The 20,986-nt window shown below is 71.2% G+C and carries 14 protein-coding genes; 4 read left to right on the top strand and 10 right to left on the bottom strand.

Annotated features, from left to right (window positions below; all coding sequences use genetic code 11):
• Nucleotides 1-143 precede the first annotated feature (143 nt).
• On the bottom strand, nucleotides 144-5,102 hold the full coding sequence (locus ACFWJO_RS10650; RefSeq protein ID WP_386864336.1) for an NAD-glutamate dehydrogenase: 4,959 nt from the start codon (nucleotides 5,100-5,102) through the stop codon (nucleotides 144-146).
• A 376-nt stretch (nucleotides 5,103-5,478) separates the two neighbouring features.
• Between ACFWJO_RS10650 and ACFWJO_RS10655 the strand changes: the two genes are divergently transcribed.
• On the top strand, nucleotides 5,479-6,036 hold the full coding sequence (locus ACFWJO_RS10655; RefSeq protein WP_386864337.1) for a DJ-1/PfpI family protein: 558 nt from the start codon (nucleotides 5,479-5,481) through the stop codon (nucleotides 6,034-6,036).
• A 187-nt stretch (nucleotides 6,037-6,223) separates the two neighbouring features.
• Here the strand turns inward: ACFWJO_RS10655 and ACFWJO_RS10660 are convergent, their stop codons facing one another.
• Both ACFWJO_RS10660 and ACFWJO_RS10665 read right to left on the bottom strand, forming a co-directional pair.
• Nucleotides 6,224-6,883 (bottom strand): HAD family hydrolase, encoded by a 660-nt coding sequence (locus tag ACFWJO_RS10660; RefSeq protein WP_386864338.1) that lies wholly within the window; start codon nucleotides 6,881-6,883, stop codon nucleotides 6,224-6,226.
• A 54-nt stretch (nucleotides 6,884-6,937) separates the two neighbouring features.
• Nucleotides 6,938-7,444, bottom strand: a complete 507-nt coding sequence (locus tag ACFWJO_RS10665; RefSeq protein ID WP_386864339.1) for a DUF6912 family protein — start codon at nucleotides 7,442-7,444, stop codon at nucleotides 6,938-6,940.
• Between the two features lie 269 nt (nucleotides 7,445-7,713).
• Here ACFWJO_RS10665 and ACFWJO_RS10670 point away from each other — a divergent pair, with 269 nt between their 5' ends.
• Nucleotides 7,714-8,166 (top strand): Rv3235 family protein, encoded by a 453-nt coding sequence (locus ACFWJO_RS10670; protein ID WP_386864340.1) that lies wholly within the window; start codon nucleotides 7,714-7,716, stop codon nucleotides 8,164-8,166.
• A 175-nt stretch (nucleotides 8,167-8,341) separates the two neighbouring features.
• On the opposite strand, the gene secA is transcribed toward ACFWJO_RS10670, so the two are convergent.
• Complete coding sequence (gene secA, locus ACFWJO_RS10675) at nucleotides 8,342-11,155, bottom strand: preprotein translocase subunit SecA (protein ID WP_386864341.1); 2,814 nt, start codon at nucleotides 11,153-11,155, stop codon at nucleotides 8,342-8,344.
• 275 nt (nucleotides 11,156-11,430) lie between these two features.
• Between secA and ACFWJO_RS10680 the strand changes: the two genes are divergently transcribed.
• Both ACFWJO_RS10680 and ACFWJO_RS10685 read left to right on the top strand, forming a co-directional pair.
• Nucleotides 11,431-12,015, top strand: coding sequence for a GNAT family N-acetyltransferase (locus ACFWJO_RS10680; RefSeq protein WP_386864342.1), 585 nt, complete (start codon nucleotides 11,431-11,433; stop codon nucleotides 12,013-12,015).
• 143 nt (nucleotides 12,016-12,158) lie between these two features.
• The gene (locus ACFWJO_RS10685) at nucleotides 12,159-13,322 is read left to right on the top strand and encodes a winged helix-turn-helix domain-containing protein (RefSeq protein ID WP_386864343.1); all 1,164 of its coding nucleotides are present in this window, start codon (nucleotides 12,159-12,161) and stop codon (nucleotides 13,320-13,322) included.
• Nucleotides 13,323-13,330: 8 nt separating this feature from the next.
• Here the strand turns inward: ACFWJO_RS10685 and ACFWJO_RS10690 are convergent, their stop codons facing one another.
• The 6 genes from ACFWJO_RS10690 to mtrA form a co-directional block, all read right to left on the bottom strand.
• Complete coding sequence (locus ACFWJO_RS10690) at nucleotides 13,331-14,086, bottom strand: response regulator (protein WP_386864344.1); 756 nt, start codon at nucleotides 14,084-14,086, stop codon at nucleotides 13,331-13,333.
• 228 nt (nucleotides 14,087-14,314) lie between these two features.
• Nucleotides 14,315-14,995, bottom strand: coding sequence for a ribosome hibernation-promoting factor, HPF/YfiA family (hpf, locus tag ACFWJO_RS10695; protein WP_386864345.1), 681 nt, complete (start codon nucleotides 14,993-14,995; stop codon nucleotides 14,315-14,317).
• 294 nt (nucleotides 14,996-15,289) lie between these two features.
• On the bottom strand, nucleotides 15,290-16,168 hold the full coding sequence (locus ACFWJO_RS10700; RefSeq protein WP_386864346.1) for a ComF family protein: 879 nt from the start codon (nucleotides 16,166-16,168) through the stop codon (nucleotides 15,290-15,292).
• 94 nt (nucleotides 16,169-16,262) lie between these two features.
• Complete coding sequence (locus ACFWJO_RS10705; RefSeq protein ID WP_386864362.1) at nucleotides 16,263-18,029, bottom strand: LpqB family beta-propeller domain-containing protein; 1,767 nt, start codon at nucleotides 18,027-18,029, stop codon at nucleotides 16,263-16,265.
• Between the two features lie 97 nt (nucleotides 18,030-18,126).
• On the bottom strand, nucleotides 18,127-20,202 hold the full coding sequence (gene mtrB / locus ACFWJO_RS10710; RefSeq protein WP_386864347.1) for an MtrAB system histidine kinase MtrB: 2,076 nt from the start codon (nucleotides 20,200-20,202) through the stop codon (nucleotides 18,127-18,129).
• A 1-nt stretch (nucleotide 20,203) separates the two neighbouring features.
• Nucleotides 20,204-20,881 (bottom strand): two-component system response regulator MtrA, encoded by a 678-nt coding sequence (gene mtrA / locus ACFWJO_RS10715; protein ID WP_030250475.1) that lies wholly within the window; start codon nucleotides 20,879-20,881, stop codon nucleotides 20,204-20,206.
• Nucleotides 20,882-20,986 lie beyond the last annotated feature (105 nt).

Genomic DNA, 20,986 nt, shown 5'->3' on the forward strand with positions numbered 1-20,986 from the left:
GGGTGGTTCTAACCCCCCTCCGTTTGGGGCTCTCCCTGTCCCCTTTGGAGGGAACCCCCCAGGAAGGAACCACCTAAGGGGGGAAAGGGGGCCCCCCCCTTGGGTTTCGGCCCGCCGGGGCCGCCCCTTCTCCGTCAGACGGATCAGCTGTGCGTACGGAGCAGCGTGCGCATCGTCCGCATCGCGACCGACAGGTTCGCCAGGTCGAAGGCGTCCGAGCCCTGGATCTCCTCCAGGGTGGTGCGCGCACGGCCCAGGATCGCGGCGTTCTTCTCCTCCCACGCCTTGAACCGCTCCTCCGGCGTGGAAGTGCCGTTCCCGGCCGCGAGGACGTCCGAGGTGAGCGCGGCGTGCGCGGCGAAGAGGTCCTCACGGATGGAGGCGCGGGCCATCGACTGCCAGCGGTCGGCCCGCGGCAGCTCGATGATCCGGTCCATCAGGTCGGTGATCCGCAGCCGGTCGGCCAGGTCGTAGTAGACCTCGGCGACCGCCAGCGGGTCCTTGCCCGTGCGGTCCGCGATCGCGACGATGTCGAGCGTCGGGAAGGCGGACGAGAACCCGGCCACGCGCAGCGCCAGCTCCTCCGGGACGCCGACGCCGGTCAGCTCGTCCAGGATCGACTGGTACCACTCCAGGTCCGCGCCGCGCAGCAGCTGCGGCAGCTTCTCCCAGACCTGCTCGACCCGGTCCGCGAAGAACTCGATGGTCTCGCCGATCTGGAGCGGCTGCGGCCGGTTGTTGAGCAGCCAGCGGGTGCCGCGCTCGACGAGACGGCGCGAGTGCAGCCGCATCCGGGTCTGGAACTCGGCCGCGACCTTGTTGTCGAGGGACTCGACGGCGTCCCAGACCTCGCTCAGGCGGAAGATCGCGCGGGCGGCGGTCTGCGCGCGGACGATCTCCTCGATCGACGCGCCGGACTCCTCGCGGAGGCGGTGCAGGAAGGTCGAGCCACCGGTGTTGACGGTGTCGTTGACCAGGATCGTCGTGACGATCTCCCGGCGCAGCGGGTGGTTGTCGACGGCCTCGGTGAACTTCTCGCGCAGCTGCGTCGGGAAGTACGCGTGGAGCAGCCCGCGCAGGTACGGGTCGTCCGGCAGGTCGGTGCCGATCAGCTCGTCGGCCACCGTGATCTTGGTGTACGCGAGGAGGACGGCGAGCTCCGGCTGGCTCAGGCCACGGCCGGTGTTGAGCAGCTCGCGGATCTGCCGGTCGTTGGGCAGGAACTCCAGCGAGCGGTCGAGCGCCCCGTCGCGGCCCAGGCGGCGCATGAAGCGCTGGTGGGCGTGGAGCAGGGACGGCGACTGGGCGACGGCGTTGGCCAGGGCCGTGTTCTGCGCGTAGTTGTTGCGCAGCACGAGCGAGCCGACCTCGTCGGTCATCTCGGCGAGGATCTTGTTGCGCTGCTTGACGGTCATGTCGCCCTCGGCGACCAGCCCGTTGAGCAGGATCTTGATGTTGACCTCGTGGTCGGAGGTGTCCACGCCGGCGCTGTTGTCGATGGCGTCGGTGTTGACCTTGCCGCCCTCGCCCTCGGGTCCGCCGGAGCGGGCGAACTCGATGCGGCCCAGCTGGGTCGCGCCGAGGTTGCCGCCCTCGCCGATGACCTTGGCGCGGACGTCCTGGCCGTCGACGCGGATGGCGTCGTTGGCCTTGTCGCCGACGTCCGCGTGGGACTCGACGGAGGACTTCACGTACGTGCCGATGCCGCCGTTCCACAGCAGGTCGACGGGCGACTGCAGGATCGCCTTCATCAGCTCGGCCGGGGTCATCTTGGTGACGCCGGCCTCGATGCCGAGGGCCGCCCGCATCTGCGCGTTGACCGGGATCGACTTCGCGGTACGCGGGTGGATGCCGCCGCCGGCCGAGAGGAGCTCGGTGTTGTAGTCGGCCCACGACGAGCGGGGCAGGTCGAACAGCCGGCGGCGCTCGGCGTACGAGGTGGCCGCGTCCGGGTTCGGGTCGATGAAGATGTGGCGGTGGTCGAAGGCCGCGACGAGCCGGATGTGCTCGGAGAGCAGCATGCCGTTGCCGAAGACGTCGCCGGACATGTCGCCGACGCCGACGACGGTGAAGTCCTGGGTCTGGGTGTCGTGGCCCAGCTCGCGGAAGTGCCGCTTGACCGACTCCCAGGCGCCGCGGGCGGTGATGCCCATGCCCTTGTGGTCGTAGCCGGCCGAGCCGCCGGAGGCGAAGGCGTCGCCCAGCCAGAAGCCGTACGACTCGGCGACGCCGTTGGCGATGTCGGAGAAGGTCGCGGTGCCCTTGTCGGCGGCGACGACCAGGTAGGTGTCGTCCTCGTCGTGGCGGACCACGTCGACCGGGGGCACGACCTCGCCGGCGACCAGGTTGTCGGTGATGTCGAGGAGCGCCGAGATGAAGGTCTTGTACGAGGCGACGCCCTCGGCCAGCCACGCGTCACGGTCGAGCGCCGGGTCCGGGAGCTGCTTGGCGACGAAGCCGCCCTTGGCGCCGACCGGCACGATGACGGTGTTCTTCACCATCTGCGCCTTGACCAGGCCGAGGATCTCGGTACGGAAGTCCTCGCGGCGGTCGGACCAGCGCAGACCGCCTCGGGCGACCTTGCCGAAGCGCAGGTGGACGCCCTCGACGCGCGGCGAGTACACCCAGATCTCGAAGGCGGGGCGCGGGGCCGGCAGGTCGGGGATGGCCTGCGGGTCGAACTTCATCGACACGTACGGGTGCCGCTTGCCGTCCGCCGTCTTCTGGAAGAAGTTGGTCCGGAGGGTCGCCTTGATGACGGTGAGGAAGGAGCGCAGGATGCGGTCCTCGTCGAGGGAGGCGACCTGGTCGAGGGCGCCGTCCAGCTCCTCCAGGAGCCCGTCGATCAGCTCGGTGCCGGCGCGCTGGCGCTCCGGGGCCATCCGGGCCTCGAAGAGGGAGACGAGCAGCCGGGTGGTGTGGACGTTGTTGCGGAGGGTGTCCTCCATGTAGTCCTGGCTGAACGTCGAACCGGCCTGGCGCAGGTACTTCGCGTAGGCGCGCAGCACCATCGCCTCGCGCCAGTTGAGCCCGGCGGACAGGACGAGCGAGTTGAAGTTGTCGTTCTCGGCCTCGCCGGTCCAGGTGGCGGCGAAGGCCTCCTGGAAGCGCTCGCGGGCGTCGTCGCCGAGGTAGTCGCCGCCGTTGCCGGCCGGCAGCGGCATCCGCAGGCCGAAGTCGTAGATCCAGGCGTGGGTGCGGTCGGCGCAGCGCAGCTCGTACGGGCGCTCGTCGGTGACCTCGACGCCGAGCCGGTTGAGGACCGGGAGCACGGCGGACAGCGAGATCTGCTCGCCCGTCTTGTAGATCTTGAAGCGGCGCTCGCCGGTGCCGGAGGCGACCGGCTCGTAAAGGGAGAGCGCGAAGTCCTTGCCGCTGCCGGCCAGGGCCTCCAGGTGGCACAGGTCGGAGACGGCGGCGCGCGGCGAGTGGTCGGCCTTGTAGCCCTCGGGGAAGGCGTTGCCGTAGCGGCGGAGCAGCTCGGCGGCGCGCTCCTCGCCCAGCTCGGCGTTGAGCGCCTCGGCGAAGCCGTCGGCCCAGGAGCGGGCGGCGTCGGCGAGCCGGGACTCGATGCGGTCGACGTCGGCCTCGGTCAGCTTGCTGAGCGCGGTGCCGGGCTCGACGCGGATGACGAAGTGCAGCCGGGAGAGGATCGACTCGGTGTTCCAGGCCGTGAAGTCGACGCTGGTGCCGTTCAGCTCCTCCTTGAGGAGCTCGATGATCCGCAGCCGGACGCGCGTGGTGTAGCGGTCGCGCGGCAGGTAGACGAGGGCCGAGTAGTAGCGGCCGTACTCGTCCTGGCGCAGGTAGAGCCGCAGGCGCCGCCGCTCCTGGAGGTACAGGACGCTGGTGACGATGGACTGCAGCTCGTCGACCGGGGTCTGGAAGAGCTCGTCGCGCGGGTAGGTCTCCAGGATCTGGAGCAGGTCGCGGCCGTCGTGGCTGCTCGGCGAGAAGCCGGCGCCCTCGAGGACCTCCTGGACCTTGCGCTTGACGACGGGGACGCGGCGCACGGACTCGGTGTAGGCGGCCGAGGAGAAGAGGCCGAGGAACCGGCGCTCGCCGATGACGTTGCCCTCGGCGTCGAACTTCTTCACGCCGACGTAGTCGAGGTACGAGGGCCGGTGCACGGTCGCGCGGCTGTTGGCCTTCGTCAGGATCAGCAGCTTGTGCTCGCGCGCCTTGGCGCGGGCGTCGGCGGGCAGCCGGCTGAAGGACGGCGAGACCGGGTGGGCGTGGTGATCGTCGCCGCTGTGGTGCGGGTCGGAGCGCAGGATGCCGAGACCGGTGCCGGGCACGGCGGCCAGGGCGTCACCGTTGACCAGCTCGTACTCGCGGTAGCCGAGGAAGGTGAAGTGGTCGTCGGCGAGCCAGCGCAGCAGCTCGCGGGCCTCCTCGACCTCGGTGGGCCGCAGGTCGGAGGCGGTGGGCTCGTCGGCCAGGCCGTCGGCGATGCGCAGCGCGGCGTCGCGCATCTTCTCCCAGTCCTCGACGGCCTCGCGGACGTCGGACAGGACGCGCAGCAGGTCGTTGGTGATCTGCTTGAGGTCGGCCTTGTCGGTCTCGCGGTCGATCTCGACGTGGATCCAGGACTCGGTCAGCGCGTCGTGCGGCAGCTCGCCCTTGGGCTCCTTGGCGAGCACCTCGATGAGCCGGCCGGTCACGTCACGGCGGACCATGACCTGCGGGTGGATGACGACGTGGATGCCGCGGCCCTGGCGGGACAGCTCGTTCGTGACGGAGTCGACGAGGAAGGGCATGTCGTCGGTGACGACCTCGACGACGGAGTGGCTGCAGGTCCAGCCGTTCTCCTCCACCGTCGGGGTGTGGACGCGGACGTTCGCGGTGCCCTGCGGGCGGTTCTCCGCCAGCCGGTAGTGCGAGAGCGCGGCGCCGAAGACGTCGACGGGATCGCGGTCGGTGAGGTCCTCGGGCGCGGTGTGCAGGTAGTAGCGCTGGAGGTAGTCGAGCACGGTCGCGTGGTCCGGACGCTTCCCGTTGTCCGGCCCTGTCGGAAGTCGCCCCCCGACCGGGCTGTTCTCAGCTACCCGGGCGGCCCGATCGAGCAGCTCGGCCTTGGCTTCGTCCAGCTTGGTCTGCATGTCCTCTGACTCCTGTCGCGCGCCGTTGCGTGACGTCGGTGGAAGAAAGGACACAACGCCACGACGCGGTGGTACCGGTCGGAAGAGACGTTATGCCGCGATGAGAGATGACCGGGTGCTTCTCGGCCACCCGGCGGGAATCGGCGTACGCACTCTCGGTCCGGCCGCCACTGCGGACCGGACGGAAGCCGGGGGCTGCGCTGCCCCCTCGGCGTATCGCGCTGATCACGTTAGAAGCCTATCGCTGTTGACCCCCCGGCCGTCATGAGCCTTATGTGTACAAAAGCGGGGCGGGAAGTTTGACACTGTGGACAGCGACGAATGTTTCCCCGGGGCACACACCGACATCAGGGTTCTGACGGATCTGGGAGTCGCCATGGCGAAGATCTTGATCGTGACCGGAGACGCGGCGGAGTCGCTGGAGGTGTTGTACCCGTACCAGCGGCTCCTCGAAGAGGGGTACGAGGTCGACATCGCGGCCCCGTCCCGCAAGCAGCTCCGCTTCGTGGTCCACGACTTCGAGCCCGGCTACGACACGTACACGGAGAAGCCCGGCTACACCTGGCCCGCCGACCTGGCCTTCTCGGAGGTCGACCCCGGCGACTACGTGGCGGTCGTCATCCCGGGCGGCCGCGCCCCCGAGTACCTGCGCAACGACCCGGAACTCCGCAAGATCCTCAAGTCCTTCTTCGACGCCGACAAGCCGGTCGCCCAGATCTGCCACGGCCCCCTCCTCACCGCCGCCCTGGGCTCCCTGGAGGGCCGCCGCGTGACGGCGTACCCGGCCCTGGAACTCGACATGCAGGCAGCGGGCGCGACCTTCCAGGACACGGAGGCCGTGATCGACGGCCGCCTGGTCTCGTCAAGGGCCTGGCCGGACCACCCGAGCTGGATGAGGGAGTTCTTGAAGGTCCTGAGGGAGACGAAGGGGTAGGGACGGCGGGGGCCGGGGCAGGCGGGCCGGCCGGGAGGCCGGAGGCCCGGGCCGCCCCGGCCGGGAGGCTGGAGGCCCGAGGCGAGGCCGGCCGGCCGGGCGTGCCGCGGCACCGGAAGTAGTACGAGGCGGGGCCGGGCCTGTGGCCGGCCCCGGCCCCGTCCGGCCTTCCGGAGGCCGGGCCGTCCTAGGCCAGCTCGTCCGCGACGGCGACCGCCTCGGCGAGCGAGTCGACGACCGGTACACCCACTCGCTCGAGTGAGGCCCGGCTGTGCGAGCCGCCGGTGTAGAGCACCGCCTTCGCGCCGACGTGGGCCGCCGCCACCGCGTCGTCGGCCGCGTCGCCGATGACGACGATCCGCTCGGCCGGGATGTTCTCCAGCGCGGCCAGGTGCCGCACCATGTGCCCGGACTTGCCGTCCGTGGAGTTCCCGACCCGCCCGTCCATCCTGACGAAATGCTCGGCGATCCCGTGCCGCCGCACGAGCGGTATCAGCTCGGCGTGCGGGGCGAGCGAGAGCAGCGACTGCGTGGACCCGGACGCCCGGCGCGCCGCCAGCAGCTCCGCCGCGCCCGCGGTGAGTCCGCAGCCGTCGGCCCGCTGCCAGTAGTGGCGGTGGAAGGCGTCGTCCATGACGAGCCATTCCTCCTCGGTGGGAAGCCGCCCCATCAGGCGTTCGTAGAACTTCGGCACCGGCACCGTGTACAGCTCGCGGTACCGCTCAAGAGTGATCGCTTCGAGCCCGAGCTCGGCGAACGCCGCGTTGGTGGCGCCGATGACCGCGCCGATGTCGTCGAGCAGAGTGCCGTTCCAGTCCCAGACCAGATGCTTCGCGTGCTTCCCCATGGGAAGCCACGGTACCGGCCGGGACGGCTCGGTCCGGGCCGTCTGGACCGGACCTCAGCCGAGCAGCGCGGGGATCTCCTGTACGCCGTACCAGAGCAGCTCGTGGTCCTCGGCCCCGTCGACGACGAACTGGGCGTCGTCGTCGCCCTGGTCCGCCGCGCCGAGCGCGTCCGCGGCGGCCGAGACGTCCGCCTCGGCGTCGTCGGCGTCGGCGTGCACGGCCGCGGCCTTCGCCAGCGGCACGGCGGCGGCGATCCGCACCTCGCCGAGGGCACTCGGGTCGAGGCCGCGGTCGGGGTCCACGACGGCGTCCTTGTCGGGTACGTCGACGGCGACGACGACCCGGCGGCGCGCGGCCTCGGGGTCACCCGCGAGCAGGCGGAGCGAGGCGGCGGCGGCGCGGTTGAGGGCGGCGTACTCCAGCTCCTCGATGTCGTCGGAGACGTACCACTCGCGCAGGGCGGGGGTGACGGCGTAGGCGGTGAGCGGTCCGGGACCGAGCTCGCCCGCCTTGTGCGCCTGTGCGAGACCGGGAAGGGTCAGGGGTACGTACACGCGCATGGCTGGCCGCTTTCGTAGTCGGAGACGCCCTCAGGATACGTGCGCGGCTCCGGCAAGGGACCCCGGCCCGGACCCCGCCGCACCTTCCGCCGGCCGCGCTCCGCCTCCCCAGGCCTGCCCCGGCGTCCCCCTGATAGGTGAATTGCTCTGCGCCTCCTCCGGGCACCGAGCGCCACTTGCCGGTTCGGCGGGCGACCCCGTACAAGATCCCCGACGGAAGTTACCGACCGGTACGAGCCGGTGACTCAACGCGACGAACGGGGATCCGCATGACCACCCACCCACGCACCGCACCACGCCGCCCGTCCGGCCCGTCCGGCCCCGCCGGCACGCATCCGCGCGGCCGGGCGGGAGCGGCACCGCGCCGCCTGCTCCCGCCGCACGTCATGTTCGCGGAGCGGCTGCTCGCGGTCCTGACCGGGGAGCGGCCGGTGCACTGGATGCTCGGCCACACCATCGGCGAGGCGTACGAGCAGCTCGTCCAGCTCGCCCCGGCCACCCCGCTCCGCTCGCCCGGCCCCCGTCCGGTCCTGCGCCGGTGCACGGCCCATCTGCCGGGCCATGACGCGGCCGTCGAGGCCTTCGCGACCATCGCCACGGGCGACCGCGTCCGCGCCATGGCCTTCCGCCTCGAACGCGGCCCGGACCGCCGCTGGCGCTGCGCGGCCGTAGAACTCGACGGCCTCCCCCCGGGCCCACGGCCGGGCCTGTCGCGCCCGTAGGGCCAACCGGGTCACCCTGGGCGAGTCTCCGGACCACCGGAAGGATGAATGTGTCCCGCCCGGAGCGGCCGGACCTCGGAGGCCCGGGCGGGCCGGGACCGCTCCGGGGCACAAAGGGGCCGGTCGCCACAGCGACCGGCCCCTTTCCGCATGTGCGCTCCGCGCGCGCCGCGTGTTACTTCTTGCGGCGGCGGCCGCCCGCGTTCTTCTGGGCCTTGCGGCGCTCCGCGCGCGTCATGCCGTCGCCCGCGTCGGCCGCGCCGCCGTCGGAGACGAAGTCGCCCTCGATGACCGAGCCGTCACCGTCGACCTTCGGCGCGGAGAAGTGCAGGCGGTCCGGACGCTGCGGGGCGTCGAGGCCCTTCGCGCGGATCTCCGGGCGGCCGTTCGCGCCCGCCGGGACCGCGTCCTTCTCCAGGGACGGGGCCGCGTCCTGCACCGGGACCTCCTCGACCTGCTGCTCGACCTGGACCTCCAGGTTGAACAGGTAGCCGACGGACTCCTCCTTGATGCCCTCCATCATCGCGGTGAACATGTCGAAGCCCTCGCGCTGGTACTCGACCAGCGGGTCCTTCTGCGCCATCGCGCGCAGGCCGATGCCCTCCTGGAGGTAGTCCATCTCGTAGAGGTGCTCGCGCCACTTGCGGTCCAGGACCGACAGGACCACGCGCCGCTCCAGCTCACGCATGATGTCCGAGCCGAGCTGCTTCTCACGGGCGTCGTACTGCTCGTGGATGTCGTTCTTGATGGACTCGGCGATGAACTCGGCGGTGATGCCGGCCCGGTCGCCCGCCGCGTCCTCCAGCTCCTCCACGGTGACCTTCACCGGGTAGAGCTGCTTGAACGCGCTCCACAGCCGGTCCAGGTCCCACTCCTCCGCGAAGCCCTCGGCGGTCTCCTGGCGGATGTAGTCGTCGATCGTGTCGTCCATGAAGTGGCGGATCTGCTCGTGCAGGTCCTCGCCCTCCAGGACGCGGCGGCGCTCGCCGTAGATGACCTCGCGCTGCCGGTTGAGGACCTCGTCGTACTTCAGGACGTTCTTACGGGTCTCGAAGTTCTGGCTCTCGACCTGGCCCTGCGCGGAGGCGATGGCGCGGGTGACCATCTTGTTCTCGATCGGCACGTCGTCCGGCACGTTCGCCATCGCCATCACGCGCTCGACCATCGCCGCCTTGAACAGGCGCATCAGGTCGTCGCCGAGCGACAGGTAGAAGCGGGACTCGCCGGGGTCGCCCTGACGGCCGGAACGGCCGCGGAGCTGGTTGTCGATACGGCGGGACTCGTGGCGCTCGGTGCCCAGGACGTACAGTCCGCCGAGCTCCTTGACCTCCTCGAACTCCGCCTTCACGGCCTTCTCGGCGCGCTCCAGGGCGCCCGGCAGCGCCGCCGCCCACTCCTCGACGTGCTCGACCGGGTCGAGGCCCGCCTGGCGCAGCTCCGCCTCGGCGAGGTCGTCGGGGTTGCCGCCGAGCTTGATGTCCGTACCACGGCCGGCCATGTTCGTGGCGACGGTGACGGCGCCCTTGCGGCCGGCCTGCGCGACGATCGCGGCCTCGCGCTCGTGGTGCTTGGCGTTGAGCACCTCGTGCGGCACACCGCGCTTGCTGAGCTGCTGCGACAGGTACTCGGACTTCTCGACCGAGGTGGTGCCGACGAGGACCGGCTGGCCCTTCTCGTGCTTCTCCGCGATGTCGTCGACGACGGCGGCGAACTTGGCGACCTCGGTCCGGTAGATCAGGTCCGGCTGGTCCTTGCGCTGCATGGGCTTGTTCGTCGGGATCGGGACGACGCCCAGCTTGTAGATCTGGTGGAACTCGGCCGCCTCGGTCATGGCCGTACCGGTCATGCCGGAGAGCTTGTCGTAGAGGCGGAAGAAGTTCTGGAGGGTGATCGTGGCGAGCGTCTGGTTCTCGTCCTTGATCGGCACGCCTTCCTTGGCCTCGATGGCCTGGTGCATGCCCTCGTTGTAGCGACGGCCGGCGAGGATACGGCCGGTGTGCTCGTCGACGATCATGACCTCGCCGTCGATGACGACGTAGTCCTTGTCCTTCTTGAACAGTTCCTTCGCCTTGATGGCGTTGTTCAGGTAACCGACGAGCGGCGTGTTGACCGACTCGTACAGGTTGTCGATGCCCAGCCAGTCCTCGACCTTGGCGACACCGGACTCGTGGATGCCGACGGTGCGCTTCTTCTCGTCGACCTCGTAGTCGCCGGTCTCCTCGATGCCCTTGAGCTGGTTGCCGGGCTCGCCCTTGGTGAGGCGGGTGACCAGCTTCGCGAAGTCGCCGTACCACTTGGTGGCCTGGTCGGCCGGGCCGGAGATGATCAGCGGCGTACGGGCCTCGTCGACGAGGATCGAGTCGACCTCGTCGACGCACGCGTAGTTGTGGCCGCGCTGGACGAGCTCGTCCTTGGACCACGCCATGTTGTCGCGCAGGTAGTCGAAGCCGAACTCGTTGTTCGTGCCGTACGTGATGTCGCAGGCGTACTGCTCGCGGCGCTGGGCCGGCGTCATGTTGGCGAGGATGCAGCCGACCGTCAGGCCGAGGAAGCGGTGGACCCGGCCCATCATCTCGGAGTCGCGCTCGGCCAGGTAGTCGTTCACCGTGATCAGGTGCACGCCCTTGCCGGACAGCGCGTTCAGGTACGCGGGGAGCGTGCCGACGAGGGTCTTGCCCTCACCGGTCTTCATCTCGGCCACGTAGCCGAGGTGGAGCGCGGCGCCACCCATGATCTGCACGTCGTAGTGGCGCTGGCCCAGGACGCGCTTGGCGGCCTCACGGACCGTGGCGAACGCCTCGGGAAGCAGGTCGTCGAGGCTCTCGCCGTCCGCGTACCGCTGCTTGTACTCGTCCGTGAGCGCCCGCAACTCGGCGTCGGAGAGGTTGACGAAATCCTCTTCGATGGAGTTGACCTGGTCCGCGATGCGGTGCAGTTTGCGCAGGATCTTGCCTTCGCCTGCACGCATGAGCTTGTTGAAGACGGACACTGAGGCTGGTCTCCTTGCCGGTCGGGCCTGGCACTGGGTCTTGTCATGACTCGGGCGCGGGCACGGCAGGTGGTCCCCACCGCAACGGCCATCGTAAGCGAGACCGCCCTCGTGGAGGGAGGCCCGCAGTGCCGGAGCGGTGCGGCCGCGGTGCCGAGGGCCCCGCTGCCGCCCGTGACACCTCGCTCAAGAGAGAACGCTCGAGGGTGCCGGAAGGTGCCGCCCTCTCCCGAAAAGTGTTCGCATCGGCCCGGGCGGGTCACCAGAATTTCGTCATGGAGCCCATCACCCTCACCACCGACCGCCTGCGCCTGCGCCCGTTCGCCTCCGCGGACGTGGACGCGGTGACCGCCGCCTGTCAGGACCCGGACATCCAGCGCTGGACCCAGGTCCCCTCCCCGTACACGCGCCCCGACGCGGACTTCTTCGTGAACCGCCTCGTGCCGCAGGGCTGGCGCGAGGACGGGGAGTACGGCTTCGCCGTCGAGCCGCTGGAGGGCGGCCCGCTGCTGGCCGCCGCCGGTCTGCACGCCAGGGGCCCGGGCGTCCGGGAGGTCGGCTTCTGGCTGGTCAGGGAGCACCGCGGCCACGGCTACATGACGGAGGTCGTCGACGCCCTCGCCCGCTGGGCCTTCACCTCCCTCGGCGTCCACCGGCTGGTGTGGCGCGCCGAGATCGGCAACACGCCGTCGCGGGCGGTCGCCGAGCGGGCCGGTTTCACCATGGAGGGCGTCGAGCGGGCCGGTCTGACCAACAAGGGCACGGTCCGCGACGCCTGGGTAGCCTCCCTGCTCCCGTCCGACCTCGGCCTCCCCTCGCCGCTCCCCTACCTCCCGGCAAAGGCCGACGCGGACGCCTGAGCGGCCGTACGGGGCCCGGACGGGGCCCGGACGGGGGCCGGGCGAGGCCCGCACGCGGACCAGACGCGGCCCGGGCGGGGAGGCCTTCGGATGCTTGCCGAATCCCCCGCGCGTTGTCAGTGCCGCCGTCTAGGGTCGGGATCATGACGACCGCCCCGCGCCCCGCAGCCGAACTGTCCGCCGACGAAGCCCGCCGGATCGCCCTGCGGGCCCAGGGCTTCCTCGGCGCGCCGGACCGGCGGGCCGGTGTCCGCGGGGTGCTGCGTCACCTCGGCCAGGTCCAGCTGGACACCATCTCGGTCCTGGCCCGCTCGCACGAGCTGATTCCGTACGCGCGCCTCGGCGCGGTGGGCCGCCGCACCGTCGAGGACGCGTACTGGACCGAAGGTCACGCCTTCGAGTACTGGTCGCACGCCGCCTGCATCCTGCCCGTCGAGGAGTGGCCGCACTTCGCCTTCCGCCGCCGTGCCTACCGCGACCGCCCGCACTGGTCCCACGAGCTGTCGGACGGCGCGTACGAGGCGGTGATCGCCCAGCTCAGGAGCGAGGGCCCGCAGACCGCGACCGAGCTCGGCGGCGCCAAGAACAAGGGCGAGTGGTGGGACTGGTCGGATTCGAAGATCGCCGTCGAGCGGGCGCTGATGTACGGCGAGGTGGTGGTGACCGAGCGACGCGGCTGGAAGCGGGTGTACGACCTGGCCGAGCGGGCGATCCCGGACGCGCTGCTGCACGACGACATGGACGACACGGAGTGTCTGCGCCGGCTCGTGCGGCAGGCGGGCGAGGCCCTCGGCGTCGGCACGCGCGCGGACATCGCCGACTACCACCGGATCAAGGGCGAGGCCTTCGACGCGGTGGTGGCGGACTCGGGTCTGGTGCCGGTGACGGTGGCGGGCTGGGGCAAGCCGGCCTGGGCCGACCCGGCGGCACTGGCGACCGAGCCGCGCGGCCGGCACCGCACGACGCTGCTCTCGCCGTTCGACTCGCTGATCTGGGAGCGGCCCCGCACCGAGCGGATCTTCGGCTTCACGCACCGCCTGGAGGCCTACGTGCCGAAGCCGAAGCGGGTGTACGGCTACTTCGCGATGCCCGTCCTGGCCGGCGGCCGTCTGGTGGGCCGCGTGGACCCGGCCAGGGACGGCCGGACGCTGGTCGCCCGGCAGGTCACGCTGGACGGCCCCAAGGCGGTGCCCGCGGTGGCCCAGGCCCTGCGCGAGGCCGCGGAGTGGGTGGGCTGCGACGCGGTGGCGGTGGAGCGCGTCGACGCCCCGGAACTGGCGCCCGATCTGGTGAAGGCCCTCGGCTAGGCGCGAGGTCAGCGGATCTCGAGGATCTTCTCCCGCATCGCGTAGACCACCGCCTCCATCCGGGAGTGCAGCTGCAGCTTCTCCAGGATGTTGCGCACGTGGTTCTTCACCGTGTTCTCGGAGATGAACAGCTCCTTGGCGATGTCCCGGTTGTTCATCCCGGTCGCGACCAGCTTCAGCACCTCCAGCTCGCGGTCGGTCAGCCGCGGCGCGGGTACCAGCCTGCGCTCGTCGGTGCGCTGGATCATCGACTTGAACTCGGTAAGCAGCTTCGACGCCATCGACGGGCTGATCTGCGACTGGCCGTCGGCGACGGCCCGGATCGCGGTGGCGACCTCGTCGGTGGAGATCTCCTTCAGGAGGTAGCCGGTCGCGCCCGCCTTGATCGCGTCGTAGAGGTCGGCCTCCTCGTCGCTGATCGTCAGCATGATGATCTTCGCGCTGGGGGCGACCTCCTTGATGGAGGTACAGGCCTCGATTCCGCCCCGCTTCGGCATCCTGACGTCCATCAGGACGATGTCGGGCAGGAGATCGGCCGCTTTGTCGACGGCTTCGGCGCCGTCACCCGCCTCGCCGACGACCTGGATGTCCTCTTCCTGAGCGAGGACGATCTCCAGACCGCGGCGGAAAAGGGCGTGATCGTCCACGACAAGGACCCGGATGGGCTCGTCTCTTGACGCGCCGTTGGCCGAATCCATTCCCTCCGGGTTCATCGTGCCGTCGAGCCCTCGCCCGCTGTGCACCGGCCCGAAGCCGTCCGCCATCGTTCCTCCCCCTGAAGGCCGTGGCCTGAAGTCGTGTACTGGTTTCGCTATAGGCCCCAACCGCTGCTCGGGGAGCACCGGTTGGCGTGCACGCCATGATTTCATGCCCCGGCGCCCGCGCGGGGATCCCGTGGTCGCACACGGGGGCACAGGGGTGCCCCTGGGAGCGCGCGGGGCGCTTCAGGGGCACCGTGTCATGGTCCTCGGCCGGGGTACGGCCCGGGGGTGTCAGCCGCCGAGCGCGCCGCCCGCGCCGCCACCCTGGGCGAGCGGGTCGGTCTCGAGGTGGATGACGCCGTAGTCGTACGCGTGTCGCCGGTAGACGACGCTCGGCTGCTTGGTGTCGGAGTCGACGAAGAGATAGAAGTCGTGCCCGACCAGCTCCATTTCGTAGAGCGCCTGCTCGAGGGTCATCGGGGCGGCCGTGTGGGTCTTCTCCCGGACCACCAGCGGTCCCTCGCCCTGGACTTCGATCGAACCCATCATCCTGGTGGGCACGCTCTCGCCCTCGTCGGCGACCAGCTGGCCACTGCCGTTGATCTGGGCGGCGCCGTGCACCACGTCACCCACCTCGGCGGCCGACAGCCTGCCGGCGCCACGTCGGGTGAAGCGCTTGTCGTGCTGCTTGCGCAGTCGCGCCTCGAGCTTGCCGTGAGCGAGGTCGAGCGCTGCGTACGGGTCGCCCGCGGCGGCTTCCGCCCGGATCACCGGGCCTCGGGAATGGACGGTGATCTCGACGCGGTCGGACCGGTCGGCCTGCCGCGGATTGGTCTCCTTGGACACCTCGACGTCGAGGCTGATCACCTTGGCGTCAAGCTTCTGGATCTTCTCCAGGTTCAGCTTCTCGGCCACGTGCTTCCGGAACCGCTCGGGCACCTCGGTCTTGCGGCCCTTGACGACGATGTCCACGCAGAACTCCGTTCCCGGATCACTCGGTCCGGCTCCTTGGCCGGCGAGCTTCTCCCTTTGCACCAGACTCCGGCGATTACCGGAGTCTCGGACTTGGCGACCTGACCTCCTCCTCCCCAGCCGACAAGCTCCCCACCCCACCAACCCGAGGTTAATTCGCCCTGAACTCCTGTCCTGTAGGCGCACCCGTGCATTCGGTGAGGCCGTGGCATTCGCCATTCCTCACAACCGAACATAGCTCGTTCGGACGGGTGTCGGCACCCGCTGGAGCCAGTTACCTCCGTTCGGGTGTTTTCACCTCTCACCACCTGCAACGATGCAACTTCTCGGAGAGTTCCTGTTTATTTCGAACGAGGACGGAGATGATGCGATCACCGCGGCCGTCGGCTGTTCGAAAAGCCCTTCCGTCACGCCTCCCTTCGGGGCGTCCGCTAATCCGGGAAACATGAACGACGGGTGTACGGCGCCGACGCCGGAACCCTCCGTCGCGGCCTCCTTCGCGGCCTCCGCCGTGAGCGCCGCCGTGACCGCTCGCGCCGCCTCCGCGAGCGACGCACCGGTGGTCATCAGGTCGTCCACGAGCACCACGCGGCCGCCCGCCCGCACGGCCTCGCCCAGCAGCCGTCCGCCGCCCGGGGCCACCGCCAGGGCCCCCGCGAGGTTCGCGAGCCGTCCCCGCGCCCCCAGCCCCGACTGGTCCGCCACCGCCCGGCGCTGCCGCAGCACCGGAAGGACCCGCGCCGCCCGGCCCGTACGCCGCAGCCGCCCGGCCGCCGCCAGCGCGATCCGCCGCGTCGGATCATGGCCACGCGCCCGCACGGAGCGCCGCGAGGACGGCACCGGTACGAGGAGCAGCGAACCGCCCCCGCCCGCGCCCAGGGCCCCGGCGGCGGCCGTCACGGCCCCGGCCAGCGCCACGCCCAGGGGACCGGCGAGCGGCAGCGCGCCGCGCTCCTTGTGGGCGAGGAGCAGCGCCCGCGCTCCGCCCTCGTACGCCGCCGCCGCGTACACCTCGGGCAGTCCCCGAGGCTCCGGCGACGGCCGCACACGGCACGGCCCGGTCCCGGTCAGCTCGGCCTCGCACGACGGGCACAGCGCCGTACGGGGTCTCCCGCAGCCTCCGCAGGAGACCGGCAGCACCAGCCCGGCGACCTCTCGCCACCACCCCCGCATGGCTCCACTGTCCTCCACGCAGGTCCCTCCGGCCACCCCTGTGGACAACCCCCTGTGGACAAGCTGTGCGGACGAACGACCGGAGCCGGCCGGCTCAGCCCGGGTAGACCGGCGAGCCGCCTTCCTTGACGACGGGCTGCCAGTTCGCGCCGGGCGCGAGTCGCACGATGCCGTCGTTCCCGGAGTCCGCGACCACCGGAGCCTGCTCGCCGTGCGGCGCGGCCACCGCGTCGACGCCGTTCAGGCCCGGCAGCACCGACGTGGCCGAGGTCGAGCCGTCCGTCTGCACGTACCGCACCTGCTGCACGCCGCCGGCCTCCGTGCCGACCACCACGAGCCGGCTCGGCCCCGCCCACGACACGGCCGTGACGGACTCCAGGCGCGGCGCCGCGTTCTCCAGGTCCGTGACGGCGACGTGCTGCCGGCCCTCGACGAAGGTCCGCTCGACCCGTCCGATCTGCAGGGTGGTGCGGTCGTCCTTGGTGACGAGCAGCGCGATGCGCACGCCGTCGGCGGAGACCCGCAGCGACTCGACCCGCGCGCCGTCCCGCAGCCACGGCGTACTGACCTCGATCCGCTCGCCCTGACCGCCGGGCACCATCCACAGGCGCGGCTTGAGCCTGTTGCGGTCGGCCACCCACAGGTCGCCGCGGCCGTCCCAGCTCGGCGCCGACAGCCGGTCATCGGGCCTGAGCCCGGCACTGGTGACGACCGGCGCCGGCAACTCCTCGTCGGTGGTGATCGAACCGACCCGCAGCTCCCGTCCCTCCTGCAGGACCGCCGCCGCGTGGCTCTCCTCGCGGTCCACCGCGACGGACCGCAGCGCGACCACGCCCTTCCCGAACGGGCCGGGCACCTCGGCCGGCTTGTCGGGCTGCCGGCCGTCGACCGACAGCATCATCAGCTTGCCGTGCTCGTCGACGAAGTACGGGTTCTCACCCCGGCCCGGGTTCCGGACCGGCGAGAACTCGTCACGCGCCTGGCCCTTGCCGAGCAGGCACAGCCGATCGCCCTTGCTGCCCTGGATCTCGACCTGCTCGACCCGCACCGACGTCAGGTCACCCAGGGTGAACAGCAGCTGCGCCGCCATGCCCTTGCAGGCGAGTGCGCTCACGTGGTCGGCCTTGGCGTTCAGCGGCACCTTCAGCGTCGACTGGTCGTCCGTCGTGAGCGTGGTGACGCCTTCGCGCAGCTCCGTCCCGGACGGGAAGCGCGAGTCGACGGCGGGCTCCAGCCAGCCCGTCGGGCCCTCCAGGAGCGCCTTGACGGTCTGCGTCACCGGGTCCATGCGGGTCACCGGGTCCTGCCGCTGCCGGATGTAGACGGGGTCGGCGACCACCCAGTTCTCACCGGAGGCGAAGTAGTACTTGTTGACCGACCGGTAGTTGCGCAGGAAATCCGCCTCGCCGAGCACCAGGCCCTTCGGCAGGTTGTCGATGCGCCATTCCTTGCCCTTGCCGTCCGCCGAGGGCTGCTGGACGACGTGGATCGACTGGTTGTACTCGGCGGGCGCCTTCGGCTGGTACGCGTGGCTCGCGTCGACCGTCGCGATCTGCCGCCCGGACAGCGGATACGTCCGCCCCTTGTTCTCCGGATCGGCCATGCGGTCGGCCTGGTCGCGGCCGGGCGCGTTGGTGAGCACCGTGATGCTCTCCTCCGGCTTCCAGGTCCGCGCGGCCTGCCGCGTCAGGTACTTGCGCGCCGTGGCGAAGCCGGGGTCGTCACTCGTCATGGCCTCGAGGAAGCCGTCGACGATCTCGTCGGGATCGGCGTTCTCACGGGGCGCCACGGCGTACACGCGCACCTGCGAGTCACCCGGGTTGGACGCCTTCACGGTCTGTACGTCACCGCTGTCCGGCATGGTCGCGCACCCGGCCACCAGCAGCGAACCGCACGCCGCGAGGACCACGCCTCGCACCGGCCTTCCCCGCCCCAGGGTCTCCCGCTTCCCTCGAAGGTCAGCGCCCACCAGTACCGTCCTCCCGCTCGGCGCGCGTCGACGCCATCACCTCACCACCCTCGCCGTCGCCGCCCCCGGCCGCGGTGCTCCCCGCCTGCTCCGAGGGGCGGGCCACCACGCGCGCGCCACTGCCCGGCAGCGCCGTCGGATCCACCGTGGCCCGTGGCGCCGGCGGCATCCGCGGCGGTACGGGCAGGGCCGGGCCGTCCCCGGCCGGCTGCACGGGCACCGCCGACAGCCGCGCCCCGGCACCCGCTCCGCCGCCGGCGGAGCCCGTACCGGAGGCCGTGCCCCTGCCCGGACCCGATCCTGGCGCCGCGCCGGCCGCCGCCTGCTCGCGGTTGCGCCGCGAGTCCTCCGGCTCCAGCGGGATCGGGGAACCGCGCAGCGGCTCGTCCGCCGTCCGCGGCAGGGTCAGCCGGAACTGGGAGCCGCCGCCCGCCTCGCCCCACGCCTGGAGCCAGCCGCCGTGCAGCCGCGCGTCCTCCACCGCGATGGACAGGCCGAGGCCCGTACCCCCGGTGGTACGCGCGCGTGCCGGGTCGGCACGCCAGAACCGGTTGAACACCCGGGTCGCCTCGCCGGGCTTGAGGCCCACGCCGTAGTCGCGTACGGCGACGGCGACGGCCCCGCCCGCGGCGGCCAGCTTCACGATGACGTCCCGGCCCTCGCCGTGCTCGACGGCGTTCACGACCAGGTTGCGCAGCACCCGCTCGACCCGGCGGGCGTCCGCCTCGGCCACCACCGGCTGCTCGTCGCCGACGACGACGATCCGGCTGCCCTTGCGCTCGGCCAGCGGCTCGGCGCCGCCGATCACCCGCCGTACCACCTCACGCAGGTCTATCGGCGCTGCCTCCAGCGCGGCGGCGCCCGCGTCGAACCGGCTGATCTCCAGCAGGTCCGACAGCAGCGACTCGAAACGGTCGAGCTGGTCGCCCAGCAGCTCGGCGGAACGCGCCGTCACCGGATCGAAGTCGGCCCGCGCGTCATGGATGACGTCGGCCGCCATCCGTACGGTCGTCAGCGGGGTGCGCAGCTCGTGCGAGACGTCCGAGACGAACCGCCGCTGCATCCGCGACAGGTCCTCCAGCTGCTGGATCTTCAGCTGGAGGTTCTGCGCCATCTTGTTGAAGGCCTCGCCGAGGCGCGCGATGTCGTCCTCGCCGGTGACCTTCATCCGCTCCTGGAGCTTGCCGACGGACAGCCGCTCGGCGATGCCCGCGGCCATCCGCACCGGTGTGACGACCTGGCGCACCACCAGCCAGGCGATCGCGCCCAGCAGCACCACGACGAACAGTCCTGCCGTGGCGAGGGTGCCCTTGACCAGGGCGAGGGAGTCCTCCTCCTGCGTCAGCGGAAAGAGGTAGTACAGCTCGTACGGGGTGCCGTCGGCGTCGTTGAGCCGCTTGCCGATCACCAGGCCCGGCTCGGAGGCCTTGCCGCTGGTGTAGTGGATCCGCGCGAACTTCTGGAAGGTGCTGGTGCCCTGCGCGACGTTGTGCCGCAGGTCGGCGGGGATGCTGGTGGTCGGGTCGACCTCGCCGGACGCGCGGGCGCCGCGGCTGGCCGTGTCCCCGGTCTCCAGGGACAGCGCGACCACGTTGTAGGCGCTCTGGCCGCCGCTGGCCAGCTGCTCGACCAGCGTCGAGCGCCAGTTCACCGACGCGCCGGTGCGGCCGCCGTCCTGCTCGCCCGGCGCGGACGGCGTGGTTGCCGCCCGGTCCTGGGCGGCCGAGAACCCGCCGGCCGCCTGGCTCTGCGCTGCCTTCTCCTTGGCATCGAGCAGACCGTTGCGCACCTGGCCGATGACGACCAGGCCGAGGAGCAGCACGACTCCGAGGGACATGAGCAGGGTGCCCGCGACGACGCGCACCTGCAGGTTGCGCCGCCACAGCCGTACGGCGGGCAGCAGCGGACGGCGCACCCAGCGCACGACGAGCCGGAACACGGGCCCGCCCGGGGTCCCGTCCTGGAACAGACGGCCGAAACGCGAGCCCCCCCGCCCCGGTCCGGCAGCCCGCCCCGTACGGACCCGCGAGTCCCCGGCCTTCGGAGCAGCACTGCCTGCGCTCATGTCAGCTGGGCCCCGCCTTGTAACCGACACCGCGGACCGTCACCACGATCTCCGGGCGCTCCGGGTCCTTCTCGACCTTCGAGCGCAGTCGCTGCACGTGCACGTTCACCAGACGGGTGTCGGCCGCGTGCCGGTAGCCCCAGACCTGCTCCAGGAGCACCTCGCGCGTGAACACCTGCCACGGCTTGCGGGCGAGCGCGACCAGCAGGTCGAACTCCAGCGGCGTCAGGGCGATGGACTGCCCGTCCCGCTTCACGGAGTGACCGGCCACGTCGATGACCAGGTCCCCGATGGCCAGCTGCTCGGGCGCCGGCTCCTCCGACCTCCGCAGCCGCGCCCTGATGCGGGCGACGAGCTCCTTCGGCTTGAACGGCTTCACGATGTAGTCGTCGGCTCCGGACTCCAGTCCGACCACGACGTCGACGGTGTCGCTCTTGGCCGTGAGCATGACGATCGGCACCCCGGACTCGGCCCTGATGAGCCGGCACACCTCGATGCCGTCCCGCCCGGGCAGCATCAGGTCGAGCAGCACCAGGTCCGGCTTGGCCTCCCGGAACGCCGCGAGCGCCTTGTCGCCGTCAGAGACGAACGACGGCTCGAACCCTTCACCTCGCAGCACGATCCCGAGCATCTCGGCCAGTGCGGTGTCGTCATCGACGACAAGAACGCGTCCCTTCATATCGACATCATCCCATTTCCGTATCAGTCTCAAGGCGGCTGGTGAGATACCTCACTGACCTGCGGTGACGTCCGTGTGTGCCCGCCGTGAACCGCCGGTGTCTGT

Origin of the sequence: Streptomyces sp. NPDC127092, assembly GCF_042722475.1 — a bacterium.
Lineage (GTDB): Bacteria > Actinomycetota > Actinomycetes > Streptomycetales > Streptomycetaceae > Streptomyces.

Coding starts and splice junctions, on each gene's coding strand:
- ACFWJO_RS10650 (WP_386864336.1), bottom strand. CDS start 5,102: ATGCAGACCAAGCTGGACGAAGCCAAGGCCGAGCTGCTCGATCGGGCC.
- ACFWJO_RS10655 (WP_386864337.1), top strand. CDS start 5,479: ATGGCGAAGATCTTGATCGTGACCGGAGACGCGGCGGAGTCGCTGGAG.
- ACFWJO_RS10660 (WP_386864338.1), bottom strand. CDS start 6,883: ATGGGGAAGCACGCGAAGCATCTGGTCTGGGACTGGAACGGCACTCTG.
- ACFWJO_RS10665 (WP_386864339.1), bottom strand. CDS start 7,444: ATGCGCGTGTACGTACCCCTGACCCTTCCCGGTCTCGCACAGGCGCAC.
- ACFWJO_RS10670 (WP_386864340.1), top strand. CDS start 7,714: ATGACCACCCACCCACGCACCGCACCACGCCGCCCGTCCGGCCCGTCC.
- ACFWJO_RS10680 (WP_386864342.1), top strand. CDS start 11,431: ATGGAGCCCATCACCCTCACCACCGACCGCCTGCGCCTGCGCCCGTTC.
- ACFWJO_RS10685 (WP_386864343.1), top strand. CDS start 12,159: ATGACGACCGCCCCGCGCCCCGCAGCCGAACTGTCCGCCGACGAAGCC.
- ACFWJO_RS10690 (WP_386864344.1), bottom strand. CDS start 14,086: ATGGCGGACGGCTTCGGGCCGGTGCACAGCGGGCGAGGGCTCGACGGC.
- ACFWJO_RS10700 (WP_386864346.1), bottom strand. CDS start 16,168: ATGCGGGGGTGGTGGCGAGAGGTCGCCGGGCTGGTGCTGCCGGTCTCC.
- ACFWJO_RS10705 (WP_386864362.1), bottom strand. CDS start 18,029: ATGCCGGACAGCGGTGACGTACAGACCGTGAAGGCGTCCAACCCGGGT.
- mtrB (WP_386864347.1), bottom strand. CDS start 20,202: ATGAGCGCAGGCAGTGCTGCTCCGAAGGCCGGGGACTCGCGGGTCCGT.
- mtrA (WP_030250475.1), bottom strand. CDS start 20,881: ATGAAGGGACGCGTTCTTGTCGTCGATGACGACACCGCACTGGCCGAG.